Origin of the sequence: Kitasatospora sp. GAS1066B, from assembly GCF_041262605.1 — a bacterium.
GTDB lineage: Bacteria > Actinomycetota > Actinomycetes > Streptomycetales > Streptomycetaceae > Kitasatospora.
The window spans coordinates 52,435-66,976 of sequence record NZ_JBGCCO010000021.1; the positions used below are offsets into that span (position 1 = coordinate 52,435).

Below are 14,542 nucleotides of genomic sequence, written 5' to 3' on the forward strand. Positions count from 1 at the left end.
GGTGGAGCGCCGGACGTCGGGCGGCGTCGCCGGTGCAGGGTAGCGTGGCCACGGTCACGCACCTGCCCGGGAGGTTGACGATGCACTCGACGGTCCATTCGTTCCGCACACCCGGAGGCGTCACGCTCGGGGTCGAGCACTTCGGCGATGCGGCGGCGCCGCTCATGCTGCTCGCGGGCGGCACGACCATGCTGTCGTGGCCCGACGCGCTCTGCGAGGCGCTCGCGCGCGGCGGACGTCACGTCGTGCGCTACGACCTGCGCGACTCCGGCGCGTCGACGACCGTCGACCCCGAGGCGCCCGCGTACACGCTCCGGGATCTCGCCGACGACGCGGCCGCGCTCGCCCGCGGACTCGCCGACCGGCCGGCGCACCTGGCGGGCATCGGCGTCGGTGGGATGGTCGCCCAGGTCGCCGCGCTCGACCATCCGGACGTGTTCTCGGCGCTCACCCTCGCCGGGACGCGGCCCGTCGCCCCCGGCCCGGTCGACGACGATCTGCCCGACCACGACATGGCGGCCATGAAGCGGCGGTTCGCGCTCCCGACGCCCGACTGGTCCGACCGCGCTGCCGTGGCGGAGTTCGCCGCCGCCAGGGCGGAGATCCTCGGCGACGATCCCGCTGCGGCACGCGCGACCGCCGAGCGCGTCTTCGACCGCACGCCGGGCACGGAGCCCGCGGTCCAGATGGCCAACCAGCTGGGCATGGTGTTCTCCAAGCTCGACTGCGAGCCGCGGTGGCGCGAGCGCCTGCCCGAGTTCGCGATGCCGGCGCTCGTGGTGCACGGTCGTCACAACCGGTTCTTCCCGGTCGGCAACGGCGAGGCGCTCGCGCGCGAGATCCCCGGTGCGCGGCTGCTGGTGCTCGAACAGGCCGCGACCGTGATCCCCGACGCGGCCGCCGATGAAGTCGCCGCGGCGATGCTCGCGCTGTAGCCGGGTGGTGCCGATGTCGGTCAGTGGGTGCGGGCGATCAGTGAGCGGGCGGCGGTGGTTGACGGAGTCCGTGGGCGGCGGCACGACGGACTGCGTGGCCTACGCCGAACCTCCCGCGACCGTCCCCAGCACGGTCTCCCGTCGGAGGCAAAGGGACTAGCGTCTCAGGCCGTTGTCGCAGCCCGATCGCCTCGGGCGAGGTTGCTGGGGAACGGTCGCTCAGGGCGTGGAAGGCCGCGATGACAGCCCATAGGAACGTCAAGCGCCAGGTGCGCGCCCGCGCCGCCAAGACCGGCGAGTCCTACACGTCCGCCCTCCGGTACTTCCGTCCGACTCCATCAGGAGACGTCATGTCGGAAGCAGGGAACTCCAAGAGCGTGCGGCTTGCCGTCGCGCAGACCCCCGTCCGCGAGGACCCCCCGAGACGGTGACGCGCTGCGCGAACCGTCGCCGCGTCAGATGACCGGCAGTCAACTCGTGTCCCCACCAGCCTATACACTTCCGGCCGAACGACCGCCTGGCAGCTGATGCCCACGGTCCGTTCCGGTTTCGGTTCACCTGGCCGGCGGCGCCGGCCTCTGTACGGGGGTTTCATCATTTCCATGCGCCATGTCCTCAGCGCTGCCCTGCTCGTCTCCGCCGCGCTCGCGCTGACCGCCTGCGGCCCGGACGACACGACCACCGCCAACGCAGGCGCGTCGAGCCCGGCCGCGGCGAGCAAGCCGGCCGCCGCTCCGACCTCCGGTGCCGGCAAGTCCGCGGCCCCCACGAGCAGCAAGGGTGGTGGCAAGGGTGACTGCCCAACGCTCGCCCCGGGGCACAAGTACATCTGGGTCGACCATCTCGAAGGAGCCATGAACAACGTGGTCGCCGCGGACGCGCAGGCACACTGCGACCCGACGATGAACGAGGGTGCCGCCTACTCGCACGGTGACACTCTGAAGACCTACGGCCTTTCCCTGGACGCGAAGATCACCATCATCGCCAAGGACGGCCCGAAGACCGTCGTCGCCAAGAACGGCGACCGCTACACCGGAATCGCCCACGTCAAGGCATGCGCCGACCCGAACGGCGGCCAGCTCGACGGCGCGAAGCTGCCGACCGGCTACTTCTGCGCGGGCCAGAACTTCTTCGACGTCGTGATCGACTCGCACAACACCGTCACCGAGATGACGGAGGTGTACGGCTCCTGATCCCGGCAGTCCGCCCGGTGCTCGGCCTGCCCGCAGAGGGCGGCCGGGCCGAGCGCCGAGGGGGGACAGCCTCGTCTGGTGGGTGGACTGTGCGATCGCGCACATGTTGAGGTGTCACCTATTCACCACGTGGTGCTGAAAGCAGCGCTCGGACTCCCCCAGCTCTCCTGCTCGCGAGAGCAGACGTGTGAGCTTGGCGGTTCAGCTCGCCACCTACGCCCGCGATGATGACAGCACCCCTTTGATACGACCGCCGGAATCCGGCGGGCCATCATGCAGGATCGAGATCAACAGCCGAGCTCAGACGAGCATTGACACGCCGTCAGTAGAGCCGGATCATTGTGATCCATCCTCCACTTGGCTTACATCCAGCATCAATTGGCTGGCCGGAGCCCCTCCAACTCAGCACTGCTTCGAGCATGGCTCGCCGGAACTCGAGGGCGACGCAGCGGAAGGTGGTCGTTCCCGTGGCTGACAGAGTGGCTGACCGCACGGCTGACAACTCCCTCCGCAGCGGCCCTGCCGCAGGAGTGGCCGACGGGCAGCCCACGGTCTCCTCGCCGAACTGCCCGGTGACCGGGCAGTTCGCAGCGGCAGGTCGGCCAGGTGCGGGGATGCACTTCAGCGATTCGTTGGACTGCTGGGTGGTCGAGGGGTACGCGGAGGCAGTGGCGGTCATGCGCAGCGGCGCGCTGGAGGTTCCGCTCCTTCCGCTGCCCCGTGGCCTTGGGAGCGTGGCAGAGCGTACGGCGCTGGAACCACTGTGGGAGCAGGCCAGGCACATCCCGCTCTACAACAGCGGGCAGGCCCATCGCCGGCTACGGCATGAGCTGCGTGATGCCTTCACCCGGGAGTCCGTCGAAGCCTGGCGCCCCTCCATCCGCAAGGTGGCCGAGGAGTCGTTCACCGGCTGCCTGCCCGCCGGGCGGGCGGAGGTCATCGAGGACATCGGCAAGCCGGTCCTCCGCGAGGTGATGGCCGAGGTCGTGGGCATCCCACCGGACGCACGTGCCGAGTTCGGCCGGTGGGCGGATGTCACGGTCAGGGCAGGCGCTTTCGGAACGCCGCAGTGGTCGGACGGCCTGCTGGCCGAAGTCGTGGCGGCCGTCACCTCGATCGACCGCCTCATCGGCGAGGTGGTGGCGGATGCCCGCGCGGTGCCCGCCGGGAGCGTGCTGGCCCGTGCGCTGGAGCGCCGCAGACACGGCGAGGGGCTCTCCGAGCAGGAGATCTCAGCCAATGCCCGCGCGCTCTACACGGCCGGCGTCTACACGACCACCCACCTCATCGCCGCCGCGGCGTACTACCTGTTCCGCGACGCCACCGTCCTGGAACGGGCTCGCCAGGACGGGCGGGAGCTCGCGAAGGTGGTGCGGGAGACCCTGCGCTTCGCGTGTCCCGCGGTGGAGACGGCTCTTCGGCGCGCGACCCGGGATGTCGTGATCAACGGCGAGACCATTCGGCGCGGCCAGTTCGTGCGCACCGTGGTCCTGCGTGCCAGCCGTGATCCCAGGCGCTTTCCGGAGCCCGACGTTTTCGACCACGAACGTCCCCGCCAGGGAAGAGAACTGGTCTTCGGAGTCGGCTCGCACATCTGCCTCGGCAACCATCTGGCCACCGCCATCACCGAGGAGATCTGCGGCGTCCTGGCCGCCCCGGAGTTCCACGCGCGCCTGGCCGAACCGCACCCGGTGTTCCGCCGCCGCCCAGCCGTACCCGTGATGTGGGGACCGGAGTGGGTGCACCTGGAACTGGCCCCTGACCATCACTCCGCCGTCGGCAATCGACGCGCGATTGATGAATCCGCACCAGCAGACACCCGAGAGTAGAGGAGAGCCCGACATGTTCACCGACATCGACCCCTCAGCCCTGCCCAGCGCCGAGGAACTGCTCACCGAGGACGCGGCCACCACGCCGCTCGCGCAGATCACCCAGGAGGTCCTGCAGAGCGTCTCCTACCGGACGCACGAGGAGTAGGTCCAACGCAAAGCCGCCGCGCTGGTGAGTCCCGGCGCGGCGGCGCGGCGGGACCCAGGCGCACCAGGACCAGGCGCACCGGGACCAGGCGCACCAGGACCAGGCGCACCGGGAACCTCGCGCGGGCACAGAGCATGACTCACCGTCACCGGTCCGAGACCAGGGAGATCGACCACCATGCGCGTCCTGTACGTCAGTCCGATGGAGTACGGCGCGAACCCGGCCGTCGACGCGGTCGGCCAGGGTCTGCAGAGCCGGCTCGCCGAGCACGGCATCGAACTGCGGGTGATCTGCGCCGACTTCCGCGACAAGGACTGGCCGGGCACAGCCGACGCCGCGATGCTGGCCGGGGTCGAGGCGGGGGTGGACGCGATGGTGGTCTGGGTGGTCACCCCCGACTCCGCAGCAGTGGGGGCGGCGGCCGCGATGCGGCAGGGCATCCCCGTCATCACCTTGGAGCGCCCGCACTATCCCGTTTCCGCGTCCATCGTCTATCCCAACTTCAACCACGGCGTCTACATGGCCGAGCATCTCGCCACCCTGCTGCCGACCGGAGCGGACGTAGCCATGATCGGCGGCCCCGGCTCCGTGGACGACGACGAGTTGGTCCTGGGCCTCCAGCGCGGACTGCGCCTGGCGGGCCTGCACCTGGTGAACGATCCCGAGGACGCCCGGTACAAGAACGTCACCGACGTGGCCGAGGGCGGCCGGCAGAAGGCACTCAACGTGCTGGCCGACTTCCCCCGACTCGACGGACTCATCCCGTACAACGACGAGACCATGCTGGGCGCCGTCGCGGCCCTCAGGGAGACCGGACGGCTGGGCGAAGTGGCCATGGTGTCCCGCAACGGGACGCCCGCGGCCGTGCAGGCAGTCCGGGACGGCCTGAGCGCCGGTACGTGGGATGTCGACGTCACCGGCAACGGCCAACAGCTCGCCGATCTGGTGATCCGCGCCGCCGTGCGGCAGGAGGACCTCGGCGGGCTGTGCATCGCGGGCCCGATCGGACACATGATCACGCCGGAGCGGACGGCTCACTGGGAGCCGTGGGAGCGTCGTATCCCCTACCAGGCCTTCCGGCTGGGCCTGGAGCTGTAGTTCGACGGGGGTGTTCCCGTTCGCGGTGCCCGTACCAGCCGGCCCACCCCACCGCGCCCAGCAGCAGCGCGGCGAAGCCGATCGACCAGCCGGCGTCCCTGGCCGGGTGGATGTCGCCGGGGCGGCGGGGGCCGACCACACCGTCCGGGTCGAAGACCACGCGGACGGTGTCGCCCGGGTGCAACCGGTTGTCGCGGTCCAGCAGGCGCGGGCCCGGGACCGGAGCGCCGTCGGGCCGGCGCAGTGTGGAGTACCAACGCTGGTCCCGGTCGACCACGGTGTGCTCCACGGAGACCACCACGGCGTCGGTGGTGCGGCCGTGCAGGACGAGCGGGAGTTGCACGGCGGCGGAGGCCCCGGGGAGCCAGGCGAGGCCGGCCAGCACCCACACCGCGACCGCCGCCTGGCAGCCGATGTCGATGCCGGCCACGAAGAGGAAGACGACGGCGGTCACCAGCGCGTAGCAGAACGCAAGGCCGGTCAGCGCCCAGGCGTTCAGGTACACCTCGCCGAGGATCAGCCCGAACAGGCCGCCGAGCGAGAGCAGCCCCGCCCCGGCGGTGTAGAGGACCGTCAGCCATCCGCTGCGCACCGCCCGGCGCGGCACCGCTGCGGTCTCGGCCACCCTCTGCGTGCTCACCCGAAGGCCTCCCGGATCCGGTCGCTCACACCGCCGCCGACCGCCTGCTCCTGCGGCGGGTAGAACGAGAGCCCGCTCAGTGCCGACGCGACGAGCGGCAGCCACTCCTCCCAGTACCCGAGATCCTCGGTGCTGAAGACCGCCGCGACCAGGTGCTGGGCGCCCGGGTGGGCGAGCAGCGCCTGGATCTGACGCACCGTCGCCGTGCCGTCCTCGGCGATGCCGAAGGTCCGGCCGGGCACCGGCACCACGCTGTCCTCGGTGGTCACCAGCGCCCGACCGCAGGGCAGGCCGAGCACTCCGACCTCGGCCTGCGGGTGGGCGGCGGCCAGTGGACCGGCGTTGCGCTGGGCGAAGGTGAGCGGCTCGCCGACCGCCTCGGCACGCACGTAGAGCTGGAACAGGCCGTGGATCGCCCGGCCGTCCTCGGCGTGGTAGCGGCAACTCGCCCCGTAGACCAGGCCCTGCGCCAACTGCTCCCGCAGCCCGGCCTCGCCGCTCAGCGCGGCGCTGAGTTTCTGCTCGGCCGTGGCCTGCGGGTAGAAGGCGTCCAGCCCCTCCAGCACCTGGGTGGTCCGCTCCGCCGGGTCGGCGTCCAGCGGCAGTTCGGTGAAGCCGATCGGTGCCTCGAACCAGAGCGTCGGCGCGGGGCCGGCGTTCACCGGCCCATCCAGACGCCGATGCCCACCAGGTTGCCGAGGGTCAGCAGCGTGCCGACGGTGCCCTGGACCCGCTTCGTCTTGATCCCGGAGGCACTGCCGATGCCGCCGATCGCGTTGCCCGCGCCGGTGGTGTAGTTGACGCCGTTGGCCAGGCCCGGGCCCTGGTTGTCCACGCCGAGCGAGTAGATGGTCGGCACGGTCAGCCCGGTGGTGATGCCCGCCTGCACGCGGTCGGCGATGTCCCATGCCTTCTCCGGGGCGACGCCCATCTTCACCGCGGCCCACTCGGCGGGCTTGCTGAGCAGCGGGGTCGCCGGGTCGATGCCACGGGCCAGCGCGTTGGCCTCCTTGGCTCCGGTCTTGAGCCCGACCTTGGCCGCGCCCAGCAGACCGTCCGCCGCCCGCGCACCCTCCGCGGCCTTCAGGCCCACCCGCGACCCCTTCACCGCGATGCCGACCCCGGGCACCGCGCCGAGCAGGTCGCCGGCGAGGGTGAGGTCATTGCCGATGTTCTTGGCGTTCGGGGGCCACAGCCCGCTCAGTCCGTACTGACGGGCGTGCGCACCGGCCGCGAGCACGCTGAGCCCGATCGCGACGATGGCGAGCGCCGGGCAGAAGATCGCCACCACTCCGGTCAGCGCGGCGGCCACGCTCAGCAGGTCGGCTCCGTGCTGGTTGAGCCAGTGCCCGATCCGCTGGAACAGCCCGGGCTCCGGCGGGGCCTTGCTGTCGGCCGCCGACCTGATGCGGGCGGCCGCGTTCCGGGCGTCCGCCTCGTGTGCGCCGCCCAGGTCGTGACCCTGCCCGACGTAGTAGTCGACGGTCTCGGAGGCGCTCTGGATCTTCGCCGAGGCGGCGTCGAGCTGCGCCTTGGCGGCGTTGTACCGATTCTGGGCGGCGGTCTGCGAGGCCTGGTCCGGGAACCGCTGACCGGCGAGTTGCAGGTCGGGTGCGGCCGCCGCGCCCTGATGCTCCGTCTCGGCCTCGGCCAGTGTGCTGCGGGCGGCCGCCGCCTGGTCGTCCAGCGAGGCCGCGCGCGGCTGGTTCGCCGCCAGCGACTGGTACCACTTGTCGAGTTCCTGGTACGCCTCGGTGATGGAGTCGGACGCGTCCTGGAGGTAGCCGGGCAGCTTGCCGAGGTGGCCCCCGAACGCCTGGGCCGCCTGCCCGGTCCACTCGTCCTGCCCTGCCGCGATCCTGGTCAAGGTGGCGTGCACGGAGACCAGGTGGCCGGCCACCTGGCGCAGGTTGCTGCTGAGTCCGGTCACCACGCCCTGGTCGCCGGGCGCCGGGTTGAAGCCCAGGCCGGCCCAGCTCCGCTGCTCGCTCACGAGGTGCCCGCCCCGAATTCGGTGGCCAGGCCCTGCTCGGTCTGCGCGTAGTTCTGCTGCGCCTGGTCCAGCCCTTCGTGCAGCGTCTTGACGCACTCCTGGACCTTCTTGAGGCCGTACTCCCACTTGTCCTGGAAGTGCTTGCACGAGCCGTCCAGGAAGTCGAAACCGAGCCCGGCGGCGCCTGCGTCGTGCAGGGCTTTCAGCCCGTGGTCGAGCTCGTCGGCGCAACCCTGCAAGTCCTTCGACAGCTGGGCAAGCGCGTTCACGTCAACTGTGAAATCCGACATCGTTCCCCCTTGTCACCGCGCAATGCGATGGCCATCGCACGACTTTAACGCAGCGTCAGGGAGGTTGTGCCAAGCGGGAGTTAAAGGAATGTCAAGACGGCGGGCGCTGCCGCAGCAGCACCCCGACGACGACCGGCGTGCGGGGCCGGTGGCCGGGGCGCAGCGTCAGCGGACCGGGCCACGCGGCAGCGGCCACGCCTCCACCCGCCCTTCGTGGTCGGCGAGCAGCAGCAGGCCCGGGCCGGCCCAGGCCAGCGCGGTGACCGGCTCCGGCAGTTCGCGCTCGTGGACGGGCCGGACGAGCGCGCCGGGCGGCCCACCCAGCACCCGCACCTCGCCGGCCGCCGCCGGCAGCACCCCCAGCAGCACCTTCACCAGCGTGGACTTGCCGACCCCGTTGGGGCCGAGGACGGCGGTGAACTCCGCCGCCCCCACGGTCAGATCCACACCCGACCACAGGGTCCGCCCGCCCACCCGCACGGCCGCGCCACGCAACGACAGCACCGGCCGCTCGCCGGTTCCGGCGTGCTCCAGGTCCGTTCGGACCGCTTCGGTCGGGTGGATGCTCACTTGCCCGTCGCCTGCTTCAGTGCGTCCGCGATGCCCTGCAACTCCTTGGTCTGCCAGTCCTGGAAGGTGCTGCTGGCCGGCGCGAGGGTCTCGGTGACCTCGGCCACCGGGATGCCCTGCGCCTTGGCCGCGTTGACCTGGGCCACGACATCGGGGTTGGAGTTCTGGGTGTTGTACACGTAGATCTTGATCGCCTTGGTCGCGATCTGCTGGTCGATGGTCGACTTGTCGGCCGCGGTCGGGTCGGTGCCCTCGCTCTCCGCGTCCAGGAAGGTCTCGGGGGTGAGCATCTTCAGGCCCACGCTCTCGGCCAGCGGCGTCACGATCGACTCGGAGGCGCCGATCGGGGTGTCCGCGTACTTCGCCTTGATGTCCGACTCCAACTGGTTGTACTGCGCCAGCGTCTGCGTCTCGAAGGACTGCTTCTGGGAGTCGAAGTACGCCGCGTCGGCCGGGTCCATCTTCTTGTAGTCGGCGGTGATCTGGTCGATCACCTTGTACACGCTGTCGTGCGAGTACCACTGGTGCGGGTTGTCGCCCTCCTTCTTCCCCACCAGGTCGCCGACCTTCAACGCGGTCCGGTTCGGCGCCGGGTTCGCGGCCAGCAGCTTGTCCGACCAAGCGTCATAGCCGATCCCGTTGGTGATCGCGTAGTCGGCGCCCGCGATCGTGCGGCCGTCGGCGGCGGTCGGCTCGTAGGAGTGCGGGTCGGTGTCCGGGTTGGTGATGATGCTCGACACCTTCACGTGCGAGCCACCGAGTTGGGTGGCGATGCTGCCCCAGAAGTTCTCCGCCGCCACCACCTGGATCACCTTCGAGCCGCCGGCCGAGGATCCGCCCGAGGCGGCGTTCGACGTGGTGGAGCAAGCACTGGTGGCCGCGAGCGCCGCGACGGCGGCGGCGCCGAGCAGGAATCTGAGCGGCTGACGGCGGACCTTGCTGGGCAGGGCGGCGCTCATGACGGGTTACTCCTCGCATGCGGACCCGGCCGCGGACGCGGCGGGGCCCAGTTCCGGTGGACGACCCTCACCCTAGATAGAAATGGTTTTCATCTCTACTGACAGCGACCCCGAGATGACAATCATTACCAAACCTTGACCGGCGGGGCCCCTGCGATCGCCGCAGCAGCAGACCTCCCCCGCTCCCCGTCGATTCGGGCGGGATCCGGCTGCTTGGCGACCCGACAACTCCCGGTGCGCGAGGGTGGTTTGCCAGGTTCCTCCGCACCCCACGACCACCGTCGCGGGATGCGGGAACCAACCCCCGGCCCGTATCGTCCAAGTCGCCGATGCCCGGATCGGGCGGCCCGGACGGAACTCGGAGAGTCGTCAGATGAAGAGGCGGGCGCAGGCCCTTGTCGCCGGCGCGGCGATCATCGCGTCGCTGTCGGCCTGCGGTTCCAGCGGCGGGGGTCGGTCGTCGGCGCCTGCTACTGCGAGCACGTCACCGTCGTCGGCGGGGGCGACCTGGGCGGCCACCCCGACGAGCCCGCCCCGAACTCCGGTCACACCGTCCGCCCCCGAGCACACGCTCTCCCCCACGACCACGCGACCCACGACCACGGCACCCACCGCGACCGCCCCCGGGTCCGGGGGCGTCGAGAACCCGGTCGACCCGGTGCATCGTGGCACCGCCGCACCGTCCCACCCGGCCGCGACCTCGTAGCTCGCCGTGACGCCGCCGTGGACCGGCGGGCGCCTTGGACGAGGCCCCGGCCGGGTGGTGATCTTTATGGTTTCGCAACCTGATCTTCCCTTCCCCTCCAACAGCCGCACCCGGGAGGCTGCTTGATGCTTCGCCGAGGCGTCCGACACCGCGCGCGCCCGGCAGTACATGGGGAGGAGCACCAGGTGCCCATCAGGCATCAACGACGGCTCATGATCTGCGCCGTCACATTCACCGCTCTCGGACTCGCCGTCACCCAGGCCGCCGCGGCACCCGCGAACAGCGCCGTGCCGTGGAACGTCCGCCACCTGGCAGCGGTCGGCGCAGCGCACGCCCAGCAGGCCGCGTCCGGTCATCACGCCAACTCCCTCGCCACCGCGAACGCGGCGACACCGGGCGGCGACGGCGGGGACGACGACGCCTTCAACTCGGCCGAGTCGACCGCCCAGTACACCGAGGCCCGCACCGCGCCCGGCGTCGTGGCGCCCGGCGCGTACGGCGCCGCGTGGTCCCAGCTGCAGTCCCTGGACCACACCTCCGGTTCCTGGGACCAGGTCACCAACAAGCCGTACAACTCGGACGATCCGCGCTACCGCGACGTCAACTCCAACTCGAGCGGCGGCGCCGGCGACGTCACCGGCCGGATCACCGGCATAGCCGCCGACGACGACGGCTACGTCTACGCGGGCGGCGCCAACGGCGGCGTGTTCCGCTCGCGCACCGGCGGCGGCCAGTGGCAGCCCATCTCGAACAAGCTGCCCTCGCTCTCCACCGGCGCGCTCGGCCTCGACGGTGGCGGGCGGCTCTGGTACGCCACCGGCGAGTCCAACACCGGCGCCACCTCCTTCGTCGGCACCGGCGTGTACGTGCTGTCCGACCCCAAGCACGGCGAGTTCCAGCCCGGCGACCGGGTCGGCGGTGCGGAGTTGGAGAGCACCACCATCCACGCGCTGCGCTTCGCCGGTGACAAGGTCTGGGCGGCGACCAGTCGCGGTGTCTGGAGCCACTCCACCACCACGCTGTCGGGCCCGTGGACGCTGGAGTTCGCCCCGAACCCGGACTACCTGCCCGGCGGTTCGATGGCCTCGGACCCGAGCGCGCCGTACAAGAACATCGCCAATGACATCGCGATCGACCCCAAGGACCCCTCCAAGGTCGTCCTCGCGGTCGGCTGGCGCAGCGGTGACACCTACAACGGCTTCTACAGCAAGGCACCGGACGGCAGCTGGCAGCGCGTCAGCTCGCTGGGCGACCTGCCGAGCGACGCGGCCGACGTCGGCAACGTGACCTTCGCCCGTTCCACGGACGGCTCGCGCTACTACGCGATCGACGAGTCGCCGAACCTGCTGAACACCAACCCGGACAGCGGTCTGCAGGGCATCTACGTCTCCAAGTCCGGCTCACCGCTGGGTCCGTGGACGCTGATCGCGGACAAGAACAAGCTGATGGGCTCCGGCTCGGCGCTGCAGGGCGCCGGCTACCAGCCCGGTATCCAGTCCTGGTACAACCAGTTCCTCCAGGTCGACCCGAACAACCCGGACCATCTGTACGCCGGCCTGGAGGAGGTCTTCGAGACCACCAACGGCGGCACCAGCTGGAACACCCCCGGCCCGTACTGGAACTTCGGCTTCCCGTGCTGGGGCATCGACCCGACCAAGCAGACCGGTGACTGCTCCCAGACCACCCACTCCGACCAGCACGCGGTCGCGGTCGGCAGCTACCACGGCAAGACGTCGGTCTACGTCGGCAACGACGGCGGCATCTACCGCCGCCCGCTGAACGGCGCGGTCGACGCCTCCGGCCACGCCACCGACTGGACCTCGCTCAACGACGGCACCATCGACACCCTGCAGTACTACTCGGTGGGCGTCGGCAAGGACCCGGCCGGCCACGGCGTCATCGTCAGCGGCGGCCTGCAGGACAACGGCCAGTCCGTCCTGCGCGCCGGCGACAAGGTGATGGGATCCAACTTCGGCGGCGACGGCGGCGACACCATCGTCGACCCGAACAACGGCTGCAACATCGCCCAGGAGTACACCAACCTGGACATGTGGGTCACCCAGGACTGCGGCGTCAACAACGGCGCCTGGACCACCGACCCGACCAAGGCCACCGAGTACGAGGTCGCCCCGCCCGACAAGGCCACCGGCGCCGCGCGCTTCATCGCCCCGATCGCCGCCGACGCCAAGAACCCCGACACCTGGGTCGCCGGCGGCCAGCACGTCTGGGTGCAGAACAAGGGCTACGCGATCCGCAGCACCAGCGACTGGACCAGCGCCTACGACCTGGGCGCCGGCCACCTGGCCACCGCCGTCGTCGCCTCCGGCGGCACCGTCTACGCCGGCTGGTGCGGGCCCTGCAACAACCAGGGCTTCACCCGCGGCATCGCGACCGGCAACGCGGACGGCACCGGCTGGCACCAGCTGAACCTGCCCGTCGACGGCACCATCCCCAACCGGTACATCTCCGGCTTCGACGTCGACCCGGCCGACGCGAGCCACGTCTACGTCACCATCAGCGGCTTCTCCCGGAGTTGGACCGAGGGCCCCGGCGCGGGCATCGGTCACGTCTTCGAGTCGCGTGACGGCGGCGCCACGTGGACCGACATCTCGGCCAACCTGCCCGACGTCCCGGCCGACAGCATCCGGATCGTGCCCGGCGGCGGCCTGGCGCTCGGCACGGACCTGGCCGCCTTCTACCGCGCCCCCGGCGCCACCGACTGGAAGGTGCTCGGCAAGGACCTGCCGACCACGGCGGTGCTGGAGCTGCGGATCGGCCCGGACGGCGACCTCTACGCGGCCACCCACGGACGCGGCATCTGGTCGTTCGACCTGAACCGGCTGCCGCGCGGCAACCGGCCCGGCGACAACTGACTCGCGCGTGAACGGCGGTCGGCCCACCGGAGTGCGGGCCGACGGGTCTCGCGATCGGCGGGTGCTGTCCGCACCCGCCGATCGCTCGGACAACCCGACTCACCTCGCCGGCAGCACCGGCCGCCCCGCTCGTCGCGTTACGGAACGGGTTGTTGCTGGGTGACGCAGTGGATGCCGCCGCCGCCCGCTCCGATGTAGTCGATGTCGAGCTGTTCGATCGTGCGGTCCGGGAAGAGCTGGGCCAGGGTCGCGCCGGCGGCGGCGTCGGCGTTGGTGTCGCCGAACTGGGCCGAGATCACGGCGCCGTTGCAGAGGTAGTAGTTGGCGTAGGAGCCCACGAAGTTGGGGTTCGTCGAGCGGATGAGGTTGTAGTCGGGGCCCTGGATCTGGCTGACCGCGATCGGGGCTCCCAGCGCGTTGGTGGAGCTGGAGAGGATCTGGAGCTGCCGGCGCTCGTCGTCGGACCAGATGTCGGTGTCGGTGGGCAGCGGGATCTGGACGGCGGCGGTCCCGGCGCCGAGGAAGCGGGAGGTGGCGTCGACGTGGTCGTCGGTGATGTCCTGGCCCGAGATGCCGGGGAACCAGATCACCGTGGAGGCGCCGTAGGCCGCGCACATGGCGGCTTCGAGCTGGGCCTGCGACAGGGTGGGGTTGCGGTTGGTGTTGACGATGCTGCTCCGGGTGGCCATCAGGGTGCCGGCCGCATCGGTCTCGATGGCGCCTCCCTCGCCGACGAGACCGGCGGCGGTGAAGGGGATGCCGAGGTAGGCCGCGACGCGCTGGGCCACCAGCGCGTCGTTGGTGTGGGTCTGCTTGCCGCCCCAGCCGTTGAAGTTGAGGCCGACGGCGTCGAGACCGCCCGCTCCGTCGGTGCGGAAGATCGGGCCGGTGTCGCGCATCCAGCAGTCGTCGACCGGGATCGAGCCGATGACCGTGACGCCCGCGCCGCACATGGAGCGGGCCTTGGCGACGCTCGCCGGGTTCGCACACATGGTGACCGGCTCGTACTTCGCGATGGTCCTGGCGACGAGCGCGATGTTCGACTGGACGCCGCTGAGCTGCCTGCGCCAGATGCTGGTGCTGTCCGGCCACGCCATCCAGGTCCGGGTGTGGGGATCGCTGTCCAGCGGTACGGAGTGGCCCGTCGTGGCCGTTGCGCGGGCCGGCTGGCCTGCGGCTGCCACCGCCCGGCCGCCGGTCGCGGCGGCGACGGCGGCAGCGGCCGCGGCGAGGCCCGCGGCCGTCAGGAATCCGCGTCGTCCGACCCCGGCACGCGGCCGGGGCTCAAGGGTGTCGTTCATTGCTGAC

14 protein-coding genes are annotated in these 14,542 nt (G+C 71.1%); 6 read left to right on the forward strand and 8 right to left on the reverse strand.

All coding sequences use genetic code 11. The features are described 5' to 3' along the window. Positions 1-80: 80 nt before the first annotated feature. The 5 genes from ABH937_RS23345 to ABH937_RS23365 all read left to right on the forward strand — a co-directional run bounded on the left by ABH937_RS23345 (position 81) and on the right by ABH937_RS23365 (position 5,203). Positions 81-935, forward strand: coding sequence for an alpha/beta hydrolase (locus ABH937_RS23345; protein ID WP_280692869.1), 855 nt, complete (start codon positions 81-83; stop codon positions 933-935). Between the two features lie 602 nt (positions 936-1,537). After that, entirely contained in the window at positions 1,538-2,128 is a 591-nt protein-coding gene (locus tag ABH937_RS23350; RefSeq protein WP_280692867.1) for a hypothetical protein, read from the forward strand. A 734-nt stretch (positions 2,129-2,862) separates the two neighbouring features. Beyond that, on the forward strand, positions 2,863-3,957 hold the full coding sequence (locus ABH937_RS23355) for a cytochrome P450 (protein WP_370219326.1): 1,095 nt from the start codon (positions 2,863-2,865) through the stop codon (positions 3,955-3,957). Between the two features lie 13 nt (positions 3,958-3,970). Further along, positions 3,971-4,105 (forward strand): hypothetical protein, encoded by a 135-nt coding sequence (locus ABH937_RS23360; RefSeq protein WP_370219327.1) that lies wholly within the window; start codon positions 3,971-3,973, stop codon positions 4,103-4,105. A gap of 177 nt (positions 4,106-4,282) precedes the next feature. Continuing rightward, positions 4,283-5,203 carry a sugar ABC transporter substrate-binding protein gene (locus tag ABH937_RS23365; protein WP_370219328.1) on the forward strand — a complete coding sequence of 307 codons (921 nt, stop codon included), beginning with the start codon at positions 4,283-4,285 and terminating at the stop codon, positions 5,201-5,203. Here the strand turns inward: ABH937_RS23365 and ABH937_RS23370 are convergent. From ABH937_RS23370 to ABH937_RS23400, 7 genes are all read right to left on the reverse strand, one after another. Further along, on the reverse strand, positions 5,121-5,843 hold the full coding sequence (locus ABH937_RS23370; RefSeq protein ID WP_370219329.1) for a hypothetical protein: 723 nt from the start codon (positions 5,841-5,843) through the stop codon (positions 5,121-5,123). The two genes, ABH937_RS23365 and ABH937_RS23370, sit on opposite strands and share 83 nt — an antisense overlap. After that, positions 5,840-6,505, reverse strand: a complete 666-nt coding sequence (locus tag ABH937_RS23375; RefSeq protein ID WP_370219330.1) for a hypothetical protein — start codon at positions 6,503-6,505, stop codon at positions 5,840-5,842. The genes ABH937_RS23370 and ABH937_RS23375 overlap by 4 nt, the downstream gene beginning before the upstream one ends. Beyond that, entirely contained in the window at positions 6,502-7,836 is a 1,335-nt protein-coding gene (locus ABH937_RS23380; RefSeq protein WP_280692857.1) for a hypothetical protein, read from the reverse strand. Before ABH937_RS23380 ends, ABH937_RS23375 begins: the two co-directional genes overlap by 4 nt. Beyond that, a complete protein-coding gene (locus ABH937_RS23385; RefSeq protein WP_280692855.1) occupies positions 7,833-8,126 on the reverse strand; it encodes a hypothetical protein in 294 nt (97 codons plus the stop codon). Before ABH937_RS23385 ends, ABH937_RS23380 begins: the two co-directional genes overlap by 4 nt. 165 nt (positions 8,127-8,291) lie before the next feature. After that, positions 8,292-8,696 carry an ATP-binding cassette domain-containing protein gene (locus ABH937_RS23390; protein ID WP_370219331.1) on the reverse strand — a complete coding sequence of 135 codons (405 nt, stop codon included), beginning with the start codon at positions 8,694-8,696 and terminating at the stop codon, positions 8,292-8,294. Continuing rightward, positions 8,693-9,655 carry a metal ABC transporter solute-binding protein, Zn/Mn family gene (locus ABH937_RS23395; RefSeq protein WP_370219332.1) on the reverse strand — a complete coding sequence of 321 codons (963 nt, stop codon included), beginning with the start codon at positions 9,653-9,655 and terminating at the stop codon, positions 8,693-8,695. The genes ABH937_RS23390 and ABH937_RS23395 overlap by 4 nt, the downstream gene beginning before the upstream one ends. Positions 9,656-10,024: 369 nt before the next feature. Continuing rightward, positions 10,025-10,327, reverse strand: coding sequence for a hypothetical protein (locus ABH937_RS23400; protein WP_370219333.1), 303 nt, complete (start codon positions 10,325-10,327; stop codon positions 10,025-10,027). Positions 10,328-10,573: 246 nt separating this feature from the next. Here ABH937_RS23400 and ABH937_RS23405 point away from each other — a divergent pair, with 246 nt between their 5' ends. Continuing rightward, the gene (locus ABH937_RS23405) at positions 10,574-13,234 is read left to right on the forward strand and encodes a glycosyl hydrolase (protein WP_280692956.1); all 2,661 of its coding nucleotides are present in this window, start codon (positions 10,574-10,576) and stop codon (positions 13,232-13,234) included. 137 nt (positions 13,235-13,371) lie between these two features. On the opposite strand, the gene ABH937_RS23410 is transcribed toward ABH937_RS23405, so the two are convergent. Beyond that, entirely contained in the window at positions 13,372-14,535 is a 1,164-nt protein-coding gene (locus ABH937_RS23410; RefSeq protein ID WP_370219334.1) for an agmatine/peptidylarginine deiminase, read from the reverse strand. Between the last annotated feature and the right edge of the window lie 7 nt (positions 14,536-14,542).